Genomic DNA, 17,251 nt, shown 5'->3' with positions numbered 1-17,251 from the left:
CGTTTCATAACCCGGCTCGGGGTCGTATGACCACCCCCCAATGTGGTCAACTGTCAGGGGAATACCGTATCAGCACAATCAGGCGTTCTCGAGGTCACGCGGGCCGGCGGTTCGGCCACGAGCCTCTGCCTGCCCGGAAGTGAGACAGCCATGTCCATCGAACTCAGCAACCGCCGCCGCCTGGTCTGGGACTGGAGCAATTTCCTTCACAACGACCTCAGGCTGAGCATCATCGACACGCTCACCGACGCCGAGCTTTGCGCGCTGGAAGGCCATGCCGACTGGGTGCGCGGCGCACTGGAACTCCGGGACGGCCGGCTGCTGACCTGGTCCAGCGACCAGACGCTGCGCATCTGGCGCATGAGCGACGGCGCCTGCGAGACGGTGTTCCGCGCGCACCGGGCCTGGATCTGCGGTGCCCTGGAGGCAGCGCCGGGCATCATCCTTTCCTGGGACGGCGACGGCTGGCTCCACCGCTGGAGCACCGCGACCGGGGAAAGCCGGAATACGCTTGCGCCGTTGGAGGGACCATCGATTCACGATACCGGCTTCCGTGACATCCTCGCGGCCGGCAGCGATCGCCTGCTCACCGTCCATGAATGCCAGGCCCGTCTGATCGATACAGCCGATCTGACCGTGATCCGGACCTGCGAATGGGCGTCGGACGAGAGCGGCTTCTGTTCTTTGAAAGCAGGGTATCTGCCGCCGGCCCATTTCCTGATCCACGACCATGACCGGGCTATCGTGCACTCGCTGGAAGATGGCCACCCCGTGACGGTCTTCAAGCTCCGGGGCCACGAGACGAAGGTTCTGCCGCTGTGCGACGGGCGTCTGCTGTTCCTGCACTGGTCGCACCGGACGAAACGACACGTGATCGACCTGCGGGAACTGCCACCGGCCGGGCGCATCACCAGCAAGCTCATCGCTACGCTGGAATTCGATGGCGAAAGAGTGGAGCACGTCGTCGAACAGGCGGATGGCGAGGTGCTGCTGGCGTTCAAGGACTACCGGGCATTCCTGCTCGGCACGCAGCCGCTGGCGCTGCGCCGCGAGGCGGCACTGGCGCCGGACGGATCGAGCGGTTTCCTGAGCTTCGATCCCGAAGTAGCGGAGAGGGCCGAACTGCTGGCAGATGGTCCGCGAGACCGGCGCGCCCTGCGGGCACATTGGCTGGGTGCCACCGAGACCGGGTTCATGGCGCTACCGCCGAATCGGCATCCCGCTGGCGAGCCCGTGCGTGACGGGCGCTTGCTGCTGGAGGCGGATGGGGGCTTCGAACTGTTCGATCTGCGCAGCGGAACCTGCGAAGAGATTCCTGCGGTCGCCCGCGAAGCCGTCGCCCACAGGGCGCTGGATCGGGGTGCCTGCAACTGGGCTGCGGTCAATGGCAGGAGCGATGGCGTATCATGGCGCATGGCCCGTCTCACCGGCGTGGCGCCGGAAGCGGTGACCGAAGCCATTGCGCCATTGGGGGAACTCCACCAGGAGGGGAGGCAGCGGTTGTGGCTCGTTCCCGCCGAGGGCGGCGCCATCGTCGGCTGGCAGCGCGGACCCGAGCCGGCAGCATGGTGGATCGACCGCAAGGCCGGCGGCGACAGCGTCGAGGTGCTGCCGATTTCCATCGACGCGACCCAGTTCGAGGCGTTCAACGGCTGTCCGCTGATCGCGCCGGACGGCACGGTGCATGCCCTGCGCGGCGGCCGGCTGGCGCCGCTCACGCGGCCTGACCGCAACGATACGCTGCGCGTGCTGCCCGCGTACCGGGACCAGCTCCCCTTCCTGCGCTGGTGCGCCGGCAACCGCATCCTGGCTCGGGATTTCGATGGTGTGGCCGTGCACGATGCCACCAGCCTGAAGTGGATCACCCGGCTCGACGGCGGCCACGGCGTTGCCATCCGGGGCATTCATGAACTGCGCGACGGCACTCTGGTGATCTACAGCCGGTCGGCGCTGCGCAGTTGGCGCACCGCCGATCTGGCGCCGCTGGTGGAGCTGAAAGACCCCGAGGACTGGGGCCCCGGCTGCGAGACACTGGTTTCGCTGCGCCACATGACGGGACTGGCTTTCTGCGTCGGGAAATACTCGATGGATTCGCGTGTGGTGCTGTGGGACGGCGCCACGCAATTACTCGTCCTCGGCGCACATACGGAAGAAGTGGTGAGCATCATGGAGCTGGGAGACGGATACATGGCGTCCTGGTGCGAGGACAGGCGCAAGGGCGACGCCTGGCACATCTGGCGCATTCCGCAGGCGCTGTGGTTCGATCGGTAGAAGCCCGGCCTATCGAACCCTGAGCAGGATCGCCTGGCTTTCCCACGCCGTGCTCCCCAGCATCCCATCCGCCAGGACGCTCTTCACTTCGTCGTCGAGCGCCTTGATGAAGACGTCGCCTGTCTGAGGGGGGTATGCGATCTTGTCCCGCTTCGGATGCAGCCTGGACAAATGCGCGGCCGCAGCCTTGGGGTTCAGAAGCATGATGCCCAGCGTACGTCCGTCCTCGGTGACGAGATACTGCAGCAACCGGCAACCAGCGCCGCCGTCCACGTCGCAATTCTGGGGGCGACCGTTCAGAACGTAGCGGTTGTCGCCGAAGCGGTAGACGGTGAAGAAGTCCTTCGTATAAGCCTTGAACTGCGGATTCTTGCTGATGATCTCGTAGACGTGCTTGCCGTCATGGAGCCGCTCTTCGATTCTGAAAAACCGATCGCTGCCCTTGTACGAACCGGGCCTGGAAAACCATTGCAGCACTTCCCACTCCCCGACCAGGGAGGGGTCCCGCGCAATGTTCCGTTCCAGCCCGGCCTTGTCCGAGACGAACAAACAGCCCGCCAACGACAGGCAAACGACTGCGGCGGGAAACAAGCGGGCGATCCATCGAAAGCGTGTCATGGCAGATTCCCAGGGCATTCGAAACTTCCGGGTCAGCGCGATGGCGCAACCGTCGCGCTTTCCTTCACCTTCCGCGCCAACTCCTCGTCGAAAGCGCGCTGCCCCTCGGCATTCGACAATGCGCTGACGTGCCATACCGGCACATCGACGTGAGTGTCCGCAACCACCGTGAAGAACGCCCGAAGCGACTGCGCATCCAGGGTCTTGGGGCGGCAACGCTTCTCGTTCGAAGCCGGATTCAGTGCCACCCCGGCGGCGGAAAGCTTCTGGGCCGCACCGAGAACGATCTTGCATTCGGGAGCGGTCAGGATGACCTCTCCACCGGGTCCGCGCTTGCCTAGCAGGTAGACGAACCTTTTCTGCCCGCCTGTCTGCCCCCCGATCTGGACCACGAATCTGTCCTGGTCCATTCTCTCGAATGCCACGGTGGAGGATGTGCTCTCGCCCGGCCCCCACCACAATCCGGTATTGGCGCCCAGCCTCTCGATGCGAATGGTGTCGCAGTCACCCACTTCGAGTCCATGAACCAGACACGACCGCGCGTAGCCTTGTGCGATGGGCTGGAACGGCACACCGCCTTTCCCGAAGACCGGCTCCGCAGTCTCCACGCAGCCCGCGATCAATACGACGCCGGCAAGCGTCGGCAACCTGGACATCAAGCCTTTGAACCGCACGTCGACTCCTTCGTGAAACAGCCCTGGATTTCATTGGACCACGGTAGGCCGTGATTGAAGCACGTGCGCGCGCTCCTGGCGATAGGCGCCAGCAAACACCGGGGCCGACGAGCCGGCTTCGCCAGCCCTGACCAGCCGCTGCTTGCGCGTGTCGTAGCGGCCGGTCAGCGCCGCTTGCCCGCGTGAGAAGCGCAACAGATTATCCTGCACGGTCCGCTGGCGATCGCCAAGGCAATCGGCTCCCACGAAAGCCTCGACCTGCGTTTGCAGCATGTACAGGTGTCCGGCCGCCGCCATCGCCGCGTCCATGGTGTCTGCGGTGGATCGTCCGCCCGCGCCGCCGAGCGTTGCCTGGAGAGCCAGGGCCGTGGCCCAGGCGCCGGCCGGGCCGGCGTGGCGTTCGAACACCTCCAGGTGCGCGCGCTCCAGGATCACCTCGACTGGCTGCTCGCGTACCTCGCGCGTGACCGCGCCGAAACGGTCGCGGGTCACCTGCACCAGTTGCGTCGTGCGTTTCACCGGGTGCTGCAGATAGCGTGTGCAGATCCGGCCATGGCTGGCCAGCACGCGCACGAGCACGTAGCTGAAGAACTGGCGATAGTCGGCAACGATGTCGAAACGCCCGGCAGCCAGCACCTCCAGCATGTCGTTGGCGTCCTGCACCGGCCCCCGCTGCTGGTAGGCGCGCATCTGGCTGCGATCCACGACCCACTGGCCGCGTTCGCGGCGTGCCAGCAGGAAGCAGTCTCCCGGCTGCACGCACTGGATATCCCTGGGCATCGGCGAGATCGCGAAGCGGATCGTGGTGGCCTGCGGACAGCGCTGGGCATAGACCGGCGCCACGTCCCGCGCCACCATCTCGAAGTTGCCGATGCTCGGCGGCGGCGACAGCCGGCGCTCGGTCTCGTTGCTGAACATCGGCTCGATCAGTAGGGCCGGGTTGGCCTCGCACAGGCCGACGTGGTGCACACCGGCCACGCTCATCATGTCGCGGTAGCGGATCTGGAAGGGACGTGCCTGGTCGAAGGCAGTGGCCACGCGCCCGTCCTGCAGGGCCCATGCCGCGCGCTTCATCAAGGTGCCCTCGTAGACGAAGTCACCCTGGTGCGCGTATACGGGGCGAAAGCGCAGGCGCACCACTTCCAGCGCGTCGCACTGGCCGGCGAGGGCACGCTGCATCAGGCGCGCCAGTTGATGAACCGAGGCCGGCAGATCCTTGCCGGCGCGCGAGGTCAGAAAGGGCGCCAGGTCCAGCTTGCGCGTGTCCTGGGCCTCGACGAGGAGGTCCATTTCCTGGCTGCAACTGCCCTGAAAGAAGCTGCGCAGGTCGGCGCCCCGGGAGCCGCCCTGGACCATGAAGCCATGCGGCCCGCCACCCGGAACGATGCTTCTCGCCACCCTGGCCACGGCCGCGCCATCCTGGAGCACCAACCCGTCGTCATTGCGTTCCCAGACCTTGAGCTGCTCGCTGGCCGGCGCGGCCGCGGGCGCCGAAGGCCGCGAACCGGGCGACAGGCGTTCGGAAACCTGCTGGGAGACGGTGGCCACGGTTGCGCAGCCGCCCAGCAGGGTGGAGGCAAGCGCGAACGGAAACAGCTTGGTCAGTCGCCCGGCGAACATATGGAAATCTCCTCGGTAACCACGCTTCGTTCCTCGATTCGAGGACAGTAGCAGTTGGCCGTCGATGCGTCGCGTAACAATGACGGTTAGCGGTGTTTGACGCCTGCCATTCACAGTCGCTGGACATGTTCCGCATTCTTGCGGCGCCGGTGCCCGCATCCAGCTGATTCACACGGCTGCATGGCCAAATCGTCAGGTCGATGCGATGACGTAACCCGCCTTCAGTCCGTGTTCCGCACTGATTTCCGAGACATGGTCATGCGCGCCAATCCTTTGATACAGCTTGGCCAGAATGTCTATTGCTGCCTGCACTTCTGCCTCGTAGGCCGCGACGGCATTTATCAGCGCGTGCTCCGCCAGCGCGGCCTGGAGATAGTTTATCGACACATCGATCCTGTCGATGGCCTCGTGTATGTGGCCGTCATTGAGTTCGCAATCTTCAGTCATGGTGAATCCTGACGCTGCGGGAATCGCGGGTTGATCTGACACTACTTCATGGACCATTCAGCGCCTTCTGCGAGCGTGCTCGTAGAGCGCCCGGGCGTCGGATTCATTATCGACGATATAGAACTCACCAGTATCTTGTGAGGACCCCCAGGCGTGGCAGGCAACCTCGCGGCGGCACTGGAGGTCGATCTCCATCGATATGCACCAGCGCCCCGTGTCCGGCTTGCGGTGTGCCGGTGATCGGCCGGTTTTGCGCCACACGCGCAGAGTGCGACCACCGACCTCGATTTCGGCCGGCGCGTATTGAGGGGTCCAACCACTATGTTTCCAGTAGGTGCACCTCGGGGCCGGGAAGGCGGCCTCCTCATCGAACTGCTGCGTGTCGGGCCACCAACGGCCTCGGGTGGCAGCCCGGCCAATGGCAAAATCATTGCGCGAATCAGTGGTAGCCAAGGCGATTGTCTCGTATGAGAAACCAGACCCTGCGTTGCCGCCACGGACCTCGATACGCCCCAGCACTGCTTTGCGCTCCGAATCTTCCACTACGTAGAAGCCATGCGGTGAGTTGATCGTTCTCGTTGTAGCCGCGGTGGTGGGGGCTTTCTCGGGTTTCTTGTCCGACGACAAGATCGTGCCGACAATGACTGCTCCTACAGCGACAGCACCGAGCGCCGTGGCGAAATCATCTTTCGACGTTGGCCGTGCCGCCACGGTTGCCAGTGTTTCCGCTGCCTTGGAATGACCCTGCCGAGCCGCCTTCTCGAGCCAGAATTCGGCCTGGGCAAGATCACGCGGGACGCCATACCCCCCGCCGTAACTGATCGCCAGGTTGTGCTGAGCATTGGCATCTCCTTGCTCCGCAGCTCGGCGAAACCAGCGTACCGCTTCGGTGTCGTTCTGCGCGACGCCTCGTCCGCTTCCGTACATAACGCCCAGACTGTTCTGTGCGTCCGCGTTACCCTGCTCTGCCGCTTTGCGGTACCAATGCAGCGCCTGCCCGGTATCTCGGGCGACACCCTGCCCGTTCTGGTACATCAAACCCAAATTGTTTTGTGCGTCCGCATGACCCTGCTCGGCCGCCTGGCGAAACCAACGTGCCGCTTCGGCATGGTCTTGCATGCCTCGTGCGCTATTTCTATACGCCACGCCAACGTTGTACTGCCCGTACATATTTCCCTGCTCCGCCGCACGCAAGTACCAGCGCGCTGCTTCGGTAGCGTCTCGAGGGACGCCTCGCCCGTTTTCGTACATCAGGCCAAGCTCGATCTGCGCACCTGCGTGACCTTGTGTTGCCGCTTGGCGATACCAATGCACCGCTTCGGTATCGCTTTGCGCAACGCCATGCCCGGACAGATACCTCATGCCCAAGTCGAATTGCGCGACCGCATTCCCTTGGTTTGCACTCGCCATCGTCATCTCGACACGCATCGCCTCAATGGCTTCCTCATGGATCTGCTGCTCGGTCCGGACTGGCGCCGCGGTTTCCTGCGCCGGCACAAGGGTGGGCAACCCGGAAAGCACTGTCGCCGCGAGAACTCCCGACATGCGGACTACACCCAGCAAAGGCTTCATGTATCTGCTCATGCAATCCTCTATCTCGTAAATGCGCGATGCGCGTCCCAGGCCAGGCACGTCATTGCTGCGGTCTCCTTGGCAGACTTGCGTGCGTCGCCACAAAGCGTAACGTGCACGGCGGCCTTGTCGATGAATCCCCAGTCATCGTAGTGGTCCGCGAAGTGCTGAAGATTGTCCACGACAAGGACCAGCGTCGGCCTGTCCAGTTCGATCTCGACGTACTGCCTGTCGCTGCCCGCCGCCCGACGACTGTCTGCCGATTCCATGAATCATCTCCTTTCGGATACTGCGGCCGCGATACTCACTCGAATGTCGGGCCAAGGATGAACCAGACCCGGTTATCTCCGTGACGGATCCAGTAGAGGAAGCTGCCAAACTCGACTTCCCAGTCGGTAGCGACTCCTGCCGAATTGCGCTTGGTGACCGAGAACTGTTTGCCGGGGACGCAGACCGCAACCTGTGCGCGCAGCCGGTCCGCGAATTGGCCGGCGTCGGCCGCCGAGCCGGCGATCTAGTGGCAGGAAAAAGCGCGCTCTTCGAAATACTTCCCCGGAGCGACGCTGCACGACTTTGCACCGGGCAGGGTCAGCGTCGAGATGTAGTTGTGCTTGGGGATGTCTTCGACAGCACTCTTCAGCCGCGGGAAATCCGCGATCATCTCCGTCTCCACCGTGTCGAGCAGCCGGCATAGGGACTGTGCGGCCACCGGCAGCGGCAGGAGGAGGACGGCCATGGCAAACGCCAGGGATTTCGGGGCGTGGCCAGGAGGAACAGGATCAGGCCGATGGATGCAGGTGAGTCTGGATTTCATCGTCGGCTCCGGTGAGGTGGGGGCAATGCCATGCGTTTCTCCATCCATGCGTTTTCACGTTTCAGCGGCGACCTTCATCGGCCGGGCGCCCTGTGGTCAGGTTTGCATCTTTCCCGATAGGGCAGACGAAGGGCGGCGACATCCCCGGCAGTTCGCCGCAGATCGCCCCGTCCGTAGCCGGCACCTGCGCGTGCTGCGACGCGCAGCCCGCGATGACGACGCTGCACGCGCCGAGCCCCACCCACCGCACGATCCGGCGGCTCATCGGACGGCCACCAGTTGTGCGCTCCAGGGAAGGTCCAGCGCCTTAAGTGCCTCGTCCTTCGTCACCGTGGGCAGGCGGTCGCGGGGCACCGGCTGCGGCGATTGCCAGTCGGTTTCGCCGACCGCGAAGAAGCGGTCGATCGCCGCTTCGATGCTGGGACGGTCGATCCGGTCGACATCGAGCACGATACGAAGACCGATGCCGTTGCTGTAGCTGCGGTCCATGCGGAACGACTCGTGAATGACCGGTGGTTCGTCGCGGATGATCTGCGCTTTCAGGCGGTCCTTGTACTCGGAGAATGTCAGCCCGCCGAACTGTTCGTAGCGCACCGGTTCCTTCCAGATCATCCGCACCGTGAGCACCTTGCCGGTGGGCGATACGGTCGCGGGCACGGACTCATGGCTGAATTCCCTGCTTTGCTCACAGGCATCCAGCTGCGCGTAGGCGCGGTCGAACGCCAGATGCCAGACGGCATCCCAGAATGCCATCCGAGCCGTGATCATCTCCGCGTTCCACCAGGTGAACCGATCTCGCCCCGGAAACTGGAAATCGTCCCACTGGCAGCACAGATCGGGCCGGTCGGGATCGGGCGGCACGTGGTAGCTGGTGTAGCGCCCGCCGTACACGGCCGCGTCGCGGCGAATCCGGCCCTTCAGGCGGACGACCTCATCGCTGCGCCGGTGCCGGGGCAGCGTGACGAAGGGGCGGCGCTTGCGGTCGAACCGATCGGTCATGGTCGATGCACTTCTAGAAATCTCCGTCGGCCACCTGAAAGCAGGAGAGCCCTGCTTCTCGCCACATCCCGACAACCTTTCTTCTGTCGTCGAAAATGCAGAACACCTGATCCCTGCCGATCAGCGTCTCCATCCACCCTTTCTTCAATTCTTCGTCAGGCGCGTAGTTGCCCTGCGGCCGCATGACCAGAAGCTCGAACTCGATGCCGTGGCCTCGCAGCCAGGCTTCGGTTTGCGCTCTCACCCTCTCGGATCTCCCGGAGAAGATGACCATCCGATACTTGCCCGTGGACTGGATGATCCTGTAGACATCCATGACGGCCACATTGGGGGAGTCGCCCGTGCAGGCTGCGTCGAATGCGTGAAAATCCTTCTTCTTGCCGCTGACCAGGTGCCTGCGGTGATCGATGAGGGCCAGGGTTCCGTCCAGATCGAAAATCACTGATTGCTTCATCGAGGCCATCCCCTTTTCTCCGCCAGCGGCTGCGCTTCGTTTTTCGATTGGGGGACAGTAGCAGTTGGCCGTCGATGCGTCGCGTAACAATCACGGTTAGGCCGGGCGCCGATGAGCCGCAACGCGCGCGCGCTGCGCCGGGCAATGGGCCGACGAGCCTTACGCCGCCGCCGGCGCGGTATCGGCACGCGGGAAACGCAGCGTCACCTCGAAACCGGGATGCGTGTTGCGCAGCTGGATCCTGGCGCCGTGGCGAATGGCGACCGCCTGCACGAAGCGCAGCCCGAAGCCATGGCCCGCTGCCGGGCCCTGCGCGCCGGCAACGATCAGTTCGGTCAGGTCCTCGCTCGCCGCTCCCGGTCCCTGGTCCCGCACCGAGACGGTCACGGCCTGCGCTTCTGCCCGCACGACAACCCTGACCGTGCTTTCCGGCGGTGAGTGCTTCAGCGCGTTCTCGATCAGGTTCATCACCGCGCCGCGCAGATGCTCCTCCACGCCATGGACCCTGGCGCCCTCGCTGCCCGCGGCATCAACCGCCAGCTCGACGCCAGCGGGCAGCGCCGCATCGCGGTAGAGCTCGGCAGCGGCCGCAACGAACGCCACCGGATCGAGCACCCGGTTCTCGAAGCCCGAGCCGCTCTCCACCTTCGCCAGCGTCAGGATCTCCTGCAGCAGGTCGATCAGCCGCCCCGAGGCGTTCGCCAGGCGTGGCACACCGGCCGCCCGGGCCTCGTCGCGCAGATGCGAGAGCTCGCGGTTCAGCTCATGCGCCGCCGTCTGGCTGAATGCATCCAGCCCATGCACGAGCCGCTCGTTCTCTGCCAGCGCCTCGTTGATGTTGCCCGCCAGTTCCGCCAGTTCGTCACCGTCCTGGGTGATCTCGGGCGCGACGCGCTGCTTCAGGTCCCCGCGGCGCAGCGCCTCGAAGACGGCGTTGGTAGCGGCGATGCGCCGGCGGAACTGCTGCGCGGTGCTGAGCGTGAGCACCGCCGCCAGGGCGAGGAAGCCCGCGAGCAGCACCGCTGCTGCCGGCACGAAGCGGCGCAGCATCGTATCCACCAGTTCCAGGCGGCGTCCGACGAGCAGTAGGAAGCCTCCATCGAGCCGCGTCGCCTCCGCAACGATGCGGCCTGCGGATATGCCGGCTTGGGCGCCATCGAAGCGTAGCCCTCCTTCCACCGCGGGCAGGCCCCGGGGCCAATACGCCAGATTGCCGACGACCTTCGCGCCATCGTGGTGCAGGAGCAGGTAGAGGCTCTGTGTAGGTGCGTCACCCGGTTCGATCTCGATGCGGTAGTCGATCGCGTCGGCGAAGGCGACCACCTTCAGCTCTTCCGCCCGTCGGGCCAGCACACGCAGTTCTGCAGCGATATCGGCGCGGGCCATGCGCTCGGCGGTCTGTGTCAGCGTGAACAGGGCAGCGGCGACCAGCGCGGCATAGAGCAGCAGCGCCAGCAGCAGATTGACGATCAGCAGCCGCAGCAGCAGCGGTCGTCGAGCGGCTGCCGGCGCCGCTGCATTCATTTGGGTATCACCAGCCGGTAGCCGAGGCGCGGGCCGGTCTCCACGCGCGGCCCGTCCGCGCAGGCCGCGAGCGCCTTGCGCAGATTGGAGACGGCGACATTGATCACGTAGTCGCGCGGAGCCACCCGGGCCTGATCCGGCCAGACCAGGCGCCACAGGACCGGGCGGCTCACCCACTCGCCCCGGTGCTCCGCCAGCGTCACCAGCAGCTTGAACCACAGTGGCATCAGGTCGAGCCGCCGTCCGGCCCAGACCGCCACCTGGCTGTCCCTGCGCAGTTCGAGCTGGCTCCACACGACGACCGACGGCGGCACACGTACTGGCGACACGCGGCGGGCCAGGGCACGCAGCCTTGCCCCGAGTTCGTCTGCATCGAAAGGCTTGTCGATGTAGTCGTCGGCGCCCTGGTCGAGGCCGTAGACATGGTCGCTGGCGCTGGACAGGCGGCTCGCGACCAGCGTGCCGGGTGCCGCCCCCTCGATATCCCGGAACCAGGCCAGCAGGTTCAGGCCGTCCTCGCCATCGGCCAACATGCGGTCGAGGTAGATCAGGTCGACGGCTTCGCACGCCAGCAATTCGCGCGCGCCCTGGGCCGTGTCCGCGTGCAGATGCCGCCAACCGAGCCTATCGATGGCGTCGGCAACCTGGCGCGCCAGGCTGCGGTCGTCCTCGACCACGAGGACCGCCAATGTGCGGGCCGTGCCGGCCGTTTCCGTTTCCATGCCTTTCCTGCCACAATTTTCACGAAGAAGTTGAGATGCGACGGAACCAAGCGTAGCGGAACTGCGGCGGTTTCGGGACAGGCACAGCCGTGGGGGCTGCTAACAATTTCGATGATGGAAGGATTTCGACCCATATGCAGGCCCGACACACGATGCTCGGCGTTCTGGCCCTTCTGCTCCTGCTGAGTGCCTGCGCCGGAACCCGGAAGGCGGAAATTCCGCAGGACTCGACACCAACGCTGGAGCAGATGCGGCAGGCAGTGTTGGATTTCGCTCGCGCCAGTGATGCTGGCGATGCGCTGGAAATGGCGCGCGCGGCGGCGGCGCGCAGGCCTTTCGACGTACTGGCGCGTGATGCCAGCTTTCTGACCTCCTCCGCCATGTTCGAAAAAGCCCGGCAACGCGCGGCCGGCGACAGCGAACTGCTGAGGCAGATCGCCAGGCTGGAACGCACGGGTAGTTCGCTGGGTGGCTTGATGGGAGGAGCGCAATCATCGCTGCTACGCCGCTTCGCCGAGCGCAGCGTCCCCTTCGTGGTGGTCGAGGATGAGCTTGTCCTGCGCGAGCCCGATTCGGGAGCACCGCCCGCTATGCCGAGTGATTGCGGTGCCCAAGGGTTCGGGCCTTCATCGAGCCGTGTCCTGAAAGTGGGTGCGAAATCCAGCCTGGTGCTGTGTGGTGACGTGCGCGCGGGACGAACCTTGTTCGTCTACGCGGAAGGCGGTTTGGATGTCCGCCTGATGCTGAGAGTCTTCGATCTGGGAACCGCCGAACGGATCTGCGCGGAGAACCAGCCCAATCCGATCTGCAAATGGCCGCGGCCAGCGAAGGCGACCCGGGCAGTCGTCGAGATCGGCAACCCGGGCAGGGCGGACGTGTCCGTGACATTGATCGCGCATCAGTAGCCGAGATCACCCCCGCTGCGGCGTTGCCTGCGGGGGTTGGTCCGGCAGGCTGCTGGCGGCGTGCGCAGTTGCCCTTCGAAAGCATCCAGGCGGGCGATGTGCGGGACACGCCGGCCGCCCTGTGCGGTGGAAAGGCGCGGCAAGGGCGTCAGCGCACGATCTGGCTCAGTTCGCCGGCCTTGTAGCGCGCGGCCATCTTTTCCAGCGACACCGGCTTGATCCGGCTGGCCTGGCCGGCGCTGCCGAAGGCTTCGAAGCGGGCCTTGCACACCAGCTTGGCGGCTTCGCGCGCCGGCTTGTTGAATTCGCGCGGGTCGAACTTGGACGGGTTCTCGACGAAGAACTTGCGCACCGCGCCGGTCATCGCCAGGCGGATGTCGGTGTCGATGTTGATCTTGCGCACGCCGTACTTGATGCCCTCGACGATTTCCTCGACCGGCACGCCGTAGGTTTCCTTCATGTCGCCGCCGTACTGGCGGATGATCTCGAGCAGTTCCTGCGGCACCGAGCTGGAGCCGTGCATCACCAGGTGGGTGTTGGGAAGGCGGGCGTGGATGGCCTTGACGCGCTCGATCGACAGGATGTCGCCGGTGGGCTTGCGACTGAACTTGTAGGCGCCGTGGCTGGTGCCGATGGCGATGGCGAGCGCGTCGCAGTCGGTCTGCTTGACGAAGTCGGCGGCTTGGTCGGGGTCGGTCAGCATCTGCGAATGGTCCAGCGTGCCTTCGGCGCCGATGCCGTCTTCCTCGCCGGCCTGGCCGGTTTCGAGCGAGCCGAGGCAGCCGAGCTCGCCTTCGACGCTGACGCCGATGGCGTGCGAGAACTTGACCACTTCACGGGTGACGGCGATGTTGTATTCGTAGGAGGACGGCGTCTTGCCGTCTTCCAGCAGCGAGCCGTCCATCATCACGCTGGAGAAGCCGGAGCGGATCGCGCCCATGCACACCGCCGGGCTCTGGCCGTGGTCCTGGTGCATGACGATCGGGATGTGCGGATAGGCTTCGACGGCGGCGTCGATCAGGTGGCGCAGGAAGGCTTCGCCGGCATATTTGCGGGCGCCGGCCGAGGCCTGCATGATCACCGGGCTGTCGCATTCGGACGCCGCTTCCATGATGGCCTGGACCTGTTCGAGGTTGTTGACGTTGAACGCGGGCAGGCCATAGCTGTGTTCGGCGGCGTGGTCGAGCAGCTGGCGCATGGAAACGAGGGGCATGTAGGTTCTCCTGGTGACGGGCGATGGTCGAATCTAACCTCGCATTCTAATACACGAGCCGATGCTGCGTTGCGCGCGGGCGACGGCTTCGGCATGCCGTGGTGTTACAAATCCTGTGATGTCCAGGCACCCTGGACAGGATGGTCGCCGACGCGCACGATCTTGAGCGTGTTGGTGCCGCCCGCGGCGCCGATCGGCTCGCCGATCGTCAGCACAATCAGGTCGCCGTACTCGACCACGCCCTGTTCGAGCAGGATCTGCTCGGCCTCCCACAGCAGCACGTCGCGGTCCTGGTGGGTCTGGCTCATCAGCAGCGGATAGACTTCGCGGTACAGCGTCATCTGGTTGCGGGCGCCGACTTCGGGGGTGAGCGCATAGATCGGCACGCCGCAGTTCAGCCGGCTCATCCACAGCGCGGTCGAGCCGGTCTGGGTCAGCGAGGCGATGGCTTTGACCTTCAGGTGGTAGGCGGTCCACATCGCCGCCATCGCGATCGACTGGTCGATGCGGGTGAATACGCGGTTCAGCACTTCGCGGTCGAGCGTGACCTCGCTCGACTTCTCCGCTTCCACGCAGACCCGGCTCATCGCCTCGACGACTTCGACCGGGAAGCGGCCCGAGGCGGTCTCGGCCGACAGCATCACCGCATCGGTGCCGTCGAGCACCGCGTTGGCGACGTCCGACACCTCGGCGCGGGTCGGCACCGGGCTGGTGATCATCGATTCCATCATCTGCGTCGCGGTGATCGTGAGCTTGTTGCGGTCGCGCGCCGCGCGCAGCATCCTCTTCTGCAGTGCCGGCACGGCGGCGTCGCCGACTTCGACCGCGAGGTCGCCGCGCGCGACCATGATGCCGTCGGACGCGTCGAGGATCTCGTCGAGGTTGGCCACGGCTTCGCTGCGCTCGATCTTGGCGATCAGCAGCGCGTCGCCGCCGCCCGCGGCGCGCATCAACTGGCGCGCCATGTACATGTCGGCCGCGCTCTTGGGGAAGGACACGGCGACGAAATCGACGCCGATCCGCGCCGCGGTGCGGATGTCGTCCATGTCCTTGGCGGTCAGCGCCGGTGCGGTCAGGCCGCCGCCCTGGCGGTTGATGCCCTTGTTGTTCGACAGTTCGCCGCCGACCCTGACGATGGTGTGGATCTCGTGGCCGGCCACACGCTGCACGCCGAGCTTGAGCCGGCCGTCGTCGAGCAGCAGCACGTCGCCCGGTTTCACGTCCTTGGGCAGGTCCTTGTAGTCCAGCCCGACGCGCTGCGCATTGCCGAGCTCGCAACGGGCGTCGAGGATGAAGGCCGCATCGCGTTCCAGCGTGATGCGGCCTTCGGCGAACCGGCCGATGCGGATCTTGGGGCCCTGCAGATCGGCGAGGATGCCGACCGGGCGGCCGACGAGCGCCGCAGCCTGGCGGACGGCGTCGGCGCGGGCGATGTGGGCCTCGGCGGTGCCGTGGGAAAAATTCATGCGCACGACGTCGACGCCGGCGCCGACCATGCGCTGCAACACTTCGAGATCGGACGAGGCAGGGCCGAGGGTGGCAACGATCTTGGTGTGGCGTGGCATGCGGACTCCCGGAAGCGTGTTCCTGCGAACGGCGCGAACTGTGGCATTGCCCTGCATTCTAAACCGGAGTCGGACGACGGCTGCCGCTGCCGCGGGGCTTGCGTCCAGTGCGATGGCATCGTCGCCGGAATGGAAAATCCAGCTTTCGGTGACTAGACTGGAAATCGGCGCACAAGCCTGGGGAAGGACCATGGAATTTGCAGTCGTGCTCGCCCTGATCGCCGGTGTGCTGGCCGGCTGGCTGCTGCTGCAGCGGCGGACGCCGCCGGCGCCCGCACGTACGGAGATGCCGCAGCATCCATATCATTGCGTGGCGCTCGAAGCCCGCGGCGATGGCTGCGAGGCGGTGCGCAAGCTGGCGGGACAGCGCTTCCTTGCCGCCCATGCTCCGCATCTGCCGCTGGCGGACTGTGAAAGCAGCCGTTGCGAGTGCATCTACCGGCACCACGAAGACCGCCGCCACTACAATCGCCGCGATCCTTACGTCCATGCCCAGCGGATGCAGTTCATCGACGCCCGGGAGGACCGCAGGAGCGCGTCTGGCCGGCGCAAGACCGACCTGATGCTGCACCCGATGCCCTGAAGCCATCCCGGCCCGGCAACGGAAAAGGGGCGCCGCGGCGCCCCTTTCGTCGATGTCCTTCAGTCGGCGTAGCGCGCTTCCAGCGCGGCGATCGCCGGCAGGGTCTTGCCTTCGAGGAACTCCAGGAAGGCGCCGCCGCCGGTCGAGATATAGCCCACGTCGTCGGCGATGTTGAACTTGGCGATGGCCGCCAGGGTGTCGCCGCCGCCGGCGATCGAGAAGGCTTCGGAGTGGGCGATGGCCGAGGCCATCATCTTGGTGCCGCCGGCGAACTGGGCGTGTTCGAAGACGCCGACCGGGCCGTTCCAGACGATGGTGCCGGCGTGGGCGATGATGTCGGCGAGCCTGGCCGAGGACTTGGGACCGAAGTCCAGGATGCGGTCGTGCGGGCCGACTTCGTCCACCGAAATGCGGTTGGCACGCGCCAGCGCCGAGACCTCGTCGGCCACCACGACGTCGGTGGGCAGCGGCACTTCGGCGCCGCGCTCCTTCATGATGTCCATGACCTGCTGGGCTTCGCGCACCATTTCGGGTTCGGCCAGCGATTCGCCGATGCGCTTGCCGGCGGCGAGCAGGAAGGTGTTGGCGATGCCGCCGCCGACGATGAGCTGGTCGACCTTGGCCGCCAGGGTCTTCAGGATGGTCAGCTTGGTCGACACCTTGGCGCCGCCGACGATCGCGACCAGCGGCCGCTTGGGATCGTGCAGGGCCTTGCCGAGCGCGTCGATCTCGGCGCCCATCAGCATGCCGGCGCAGGCCACCGGCGCGAAGCGGGCGATGCCGTGGGTGGTGGCTTCGGCGCGGTGGGCGGTGCCGAAGGCGTCATTGACGTAGATGTCGCACAGCGCGGCCATCTTCTTCGCCAGTTCTTCGTTGTCCTTCTTCTCGCCCTTGTTGCAGCGGCAGTTCTCCAGCAGCACGACTTCGCCCGGCTTGACTTCGAAGTCGCCATCGACCCAGTCGGCGATCAGCTTGACCGGCTTGTTCAGCAACTGGCCCAGGCGCACGGCAACCGGCGCCAGGGTGTCGTCGGGGCCGACCGTGCCTTCGGTCGGGCGGCCGAGGTGGGAAGTGACCATCACCGCCGCGCCCTTGTCCAGGCAGTACTGGATCGACGGGATGGAGGCGCGGATGCGGGTGTCCTCGGTGATGTTGCCGGCTTCGTCCTGCGGCACGTTGAGGTCGGCGCGGATGAAGACCTTCTTGCCGCGCACGTCGAGTTGGCTGAGTTTCTTGACTTGCATGATCGTGTGAGTCTCGTGAAAACGCC

The 17,251-nt window shown here is 65.6% G+C and carries 18 protein-coding genes; 3 read left to right on the top strand and 15 right to left on the bottom strand.

All coding sequences use genetic code 11. The annotated features are described in order from the left end of the window. Positions 1–150: 150 nt before the first annotated feature. Complete coding sequence (locus NX068_RS17775; protein ID WP_263462598.1) at positions 151–2,271, top strand: WD40 repeat domain-containing protein; 2,121 nt, start codon at positions 151–153, stop codon at positions 2,269–2,271. Positions 2,272–2,280: 9 nt separating this feature from the next. Here the strand turns inward: NX068_RS17775 and NX068_RS17770 are convergent, their stop codons facing one another. From NX068_RS17770 to NX068_RS17715, 12 genes are all read right to left on the bottom strand, one after another. Beyond that, entirely contained in the window at positions 2,281–2,907 is a 627-nt protein-coding gene (locus NX068_RS17770; RefSeq protein ID WP_263462597.1) for a hypothetical protein, read from the bottom strand. 14 nt (positions 2,908–2,921) lie between these two features. Then, positions 2,922–3,563, bottom strand: a complete 642-nt coding sequence (locus NX068_RS17765) for a hypothetical protein (RefSeq protein WP_263462596.1) — start codon at positions 3,561–3,563, stop codon at positions 2,922–2,924. Positions 3,564–3,593: 30 nt separating this feature from the next. Then, positions 3,594–5,183, bottom strand: a complete 1,590-nt coding sequence (locus NX068_RS17760) for a hypothetical protein (protein ID WP_263462595.1) — start codon at positions 5,181–5,183, stop codon at positions 3,594–3,596. A 192-nt stretch (positions 5,184–5,375) separates the two neighbouring features. After that, positions 5,376–5,630, bottom strand: coding sequence for a hypothetical protein (locus NX068_RS17755; RefSeq protein ID WP_263462594.1), 255 nt, complete (start codon positions 5,628–5,630; stop codon positions 5,376–5,378). A gap of 57 nt (positions 5,631–5,687) precedes the next feature. Beyond that, on the bottom strand, positions 5,688–7,214 hold the full coding sequence (locus tag NX068_RS17750) for a tetratricopeptide repeat protein (RefSeq protein ID WP_263462593.1): 1,527 nt from the start codon (positions 7,212–7,214) through the stop codon (positions 5,688–5,690). Positions 7,215–7,222: 8 nt separating this feature from the next. After that, positions 7,223–7,471 carry a hypothetical protein gene (locus tag NX068_RS17745; protein ID WP_263462592.1) on the bottom strand — a complete coding sequence of 83 codons (249 nt, stop codon included), beginning with the start codon at positions 7,469–7,471 and terminating at the stop codon, positions 7,223–7,225. Positions 7,472–7,716: 245 nt separating this feature from the next. Next, positions 7,717–8,016, bottom strand: coding sequence for a hypothetical protein (locus NX068_RS17740; RefSeq protein WP_263462591.1), 300 nt, complete (start codon positions 8,014–8,016; stop codon positions 7,717–7,719). 61 nt (positions 8,017–8,077) lie between these two features. Then, entirely contained in the window at positions 8,078–8,281 is a 204-nt protein-coding gene (locus tag NX068_RS17735; protein WP_263462590.1) for a hypothetical protein, read from the bottom strand. Further along, positions 8,278–9,015 carry a hypothetical protein gene (locus tag NX068_RS17730; RefSeq protein WP_263462589.1) on the bottom strand — a complete coding sequence of 246 codons (738 nt, stop codon included), beginning with the start codon at positions 9,013–9,015 and terminating at the stop codon, positions 8,278–8,280. The genes NX068_RS17735 and NX068_RS17730 overlap by 4 nt, the downstream gene beginning before the upstream one ends. A gap of 13 nt (positions 9,016–9,028) precedes the next feature. Beyond that, positions 9,029–9,478 carry a phosphatase domain-containing protein gene (locus tag NX068_RS17725; protein WP_263462588.1) on the bottom strand — a complete coding sequence of 150 codons (450 nt, stop codon included), beginning with the start codon at positions 9,476–9,478 and terminating at the stop codon, positions 9,029–9,031. 150 nt (positions 9,479–9,628) lie between these two features. Next, a complete protein-coding gene (locus NX068_RS17720) occupies positions 9,629–10,993 on the bottom strand; it encodes a sensor histidine kinase (protein WP_263462587.1) in 1,365 nt (454 codons plus the stop codon). After that, a complete protein-coding gene (locus NX068_RS17715) occupies positions 10,990–11,715 on the bottom strand; it encodes a response regulator transcription factor (RefSeq protein WP_263462586.1) in 726 nt (241 codons plus the stop codon). Before NX068_RS17715 ends, NX068_RS17720 begins: the two co-directional genes overlap by 4 nt. A gap of 134 nt (positions 11,716–11,849) precedes the next feature. Between NX068_RS17715 and NX068_RS17710 the strand changes: the two genes are divergently transcribed. Beyond that, positions 11,850–12,620: a hypothetical protein gene (locus tag NX068_RS17710; RefSeq protein ID WP_263462585.1), complete on the top strand. Its 771-nt coding sequence runs from the start codon at positions 11,850–11,852 to the stop codon at positions 12,618–12,620. Positions 12,621–12,768: 148 nt separating this feature from the next. Here NX068_RS17710 and fba read toward each other — a convergent pair whose 3' ends face one another. Both fba and pyk read right to left on the bottom strand, forming a co-directional pair. After that, positions 12,769–13,833 (bottom strand): class II fructose-bisphosphate aldolase, encoded by a 1,065-nt coding sequence (gene fba, locus NX068_RS17705; protein WP_263462584.1) that lies wholly within the window; start codon positions 13,831–13,833, stop codon positions 12,769–12,771. A 104-nt stretch (positions 13,834–13,937) separates the two neighbouring features. Continuing rightward, positions 13,938–15,398 carry a pyruvate kinase gene (gene pyk, locus NX068_RS17700; protein WP_263462583.1) on the bottom strand — a complete coding sequence of 487 codons (1,461 nt, stop codon included), beginning with the start codon at positions 15,396–15,398 and terminating at the stop codon, positions 13,938–13,940. Positions 15,399–15,588: 190 nt separating this feature from the next. Here pyk and NX068_RS17695 point away from each other — a divergent pair, with 190 nt between their 5' ends. Then, complete coding sequence (locus tag NX068_RS17695) at positions 15,589–15,981, top strand: hypothetical protein (protein WP_263462582.1); 393 nt, start codon at positions 15,589–15,591, stop codon at positions 15,979–15,981. A gap of 59 nt (positions 15,982–16,040) precedes the next feature. On the opposite strand, the gene NX068_RS17690 is transcribed toward NX068_RS17695, so the two are convergent. Continuing rightward, complete coding sequence (locus tag NX068_RS17690; RefSeq protein WP_263462581.1) at positions 16,041–17,225, bottom strand: phosphoglycerate kinase; 1,185 nt, start codon at positions 17,223–17,225, stop codon at positions 16,041–16,043. Between the last annotated feature and the right edge of the window lie 26 nt (positions 17,226–17,251).

Source organism: Thauera carbonicopians (assembly GCF_025699485.1).
Taxonomy (GTDB): Bacteria; Pseudomonadota; Gammaproteobacteria; order Burkholderiales; family Rhodocyclaceae; genus Thauera.
Note: the sequence above shows the minus strand (reverse complement) of the source record. Positions and strands in the feature narration are given on the sequence as shown.

Bases quoted from the DNA above. Each gene is read 5' to 3' on its own strand.
- fba (WP_263462584.1), bottom strand. From the start codon at position 13,833: ATGCCCCTCGTTTCCATGCGCCAGCTGCTCGACCACGCCGCCGAACAC.
- NX068_RS17720 (WP_263462587.1), bottom strand. From the start codon at position 10,993: ATGAATGCAGCGGCGCCGGCAGCCGCTCGACGACCGCTGCTGCTGCGG.
- NX068_RS17760 (WP_263462595.1), bottom strand. From the start codon at position 5,183: ATGTTCGCCGGGCGACTGACCAAGCTGTTTCCGTTCGCGCTTGCCTCC.
- NX068_RS17710 (WP_263462585.1), top strand. From the start codon at position 11,850: ATGCAGGCCCGACACACGATGCTCGGCGTTCTGGCCCTTCTGCTCCTG.
- NX068_RS17715 (WP_263462586.1), bottom strand. From the start codon at position 11,715: ATGGAAACGGAAACGGCCGGCACGGCCCGCACATTGGCGGTCCTCGTG.
- NX068_RS17735 (WP_263462590.1), bottom strand. From the start codon at position 8,281: ATGAGCCGCCGGATCGTGCGGTGGGTGGGGCTCGGCGCGTGCAGCGTC.
- NX068_RS17725 (WP_263462588.1), bottom strand. From the start codon at position 9,478: ATGGCCTCGATGAAGCAATCAGTGATTTTCGATCTGGACGGAACCCTG.
- NX068_RS17770 (WP_263462597.1), bottom strand. From the start codon at position 2,907: ATGCCCTGGGAATCTGCCATGACACGCTTTCGATGGATCGCCCGCTTG.
- NX068_RS17755 (WP_263462594.1), bottom strand. From the start codon at position 5,630: ATGACTGAAGATTGCGAACTCAATGACGGCCACATACACGAGGCCATC.
- NX068_RS17750 (WP_263462593.1), bottom strand. From the start codon at position 7,214: ATGAGCAGATACATGAAGCCTTTGCTGGGTGTAGTCCGCATGTCGGGA.
- NX068_RS17695 (WP_263462582.1), top strand. From the start codon at position 15,589: ATGGAATTTGCAGTCGTGCTCGCCCTGATCGCCGGTGTGCTGGCCGGC.
- NX068_RS17730 (WP_263462589.1), bottom strand. From the start codon at position 9,015: ATGACCGATCGGTTCGACCGCAAGCGCCGCCCCTTCGTCACGCTGCCC.
- NX068_RS17775 (WP_263462598.1), top strand. From the start codon at position 151: ATGTCCATCGAACTCAGCAACCGCCGCCGCCTGGTCTGGGACTGGAGC.
- NX068_RS17690 (WP_263462581.1), bottom strand. From the start codon at position 17,225: ATGCAAGTCAAGAAACTCAGCCAACTCGACGTGCGCGGCAAGAAGGTC.
- NX068_RS17745 (WP_263462592.1), bottom strand. From the start codon at position 7,471: ATGGAATCGGCAGACAGTCGTCGGGCGGCGGGCAGCGACAGGCAGTAC.
- NX068_RS17740 (WP_263462591.1), bottom strand. From the start codon at position 8,016: ATGAAATCCAGACTCACCTGCATCCATCGGCCTGATCCTGTTCCTCCT.
- pyk (WP_263462583.1), bottom strand. From the start codon at position 15,398: ATGCCACGCCACACCAAGATCGTTGCCACCCTCGGCCCTGCCTCGTCC.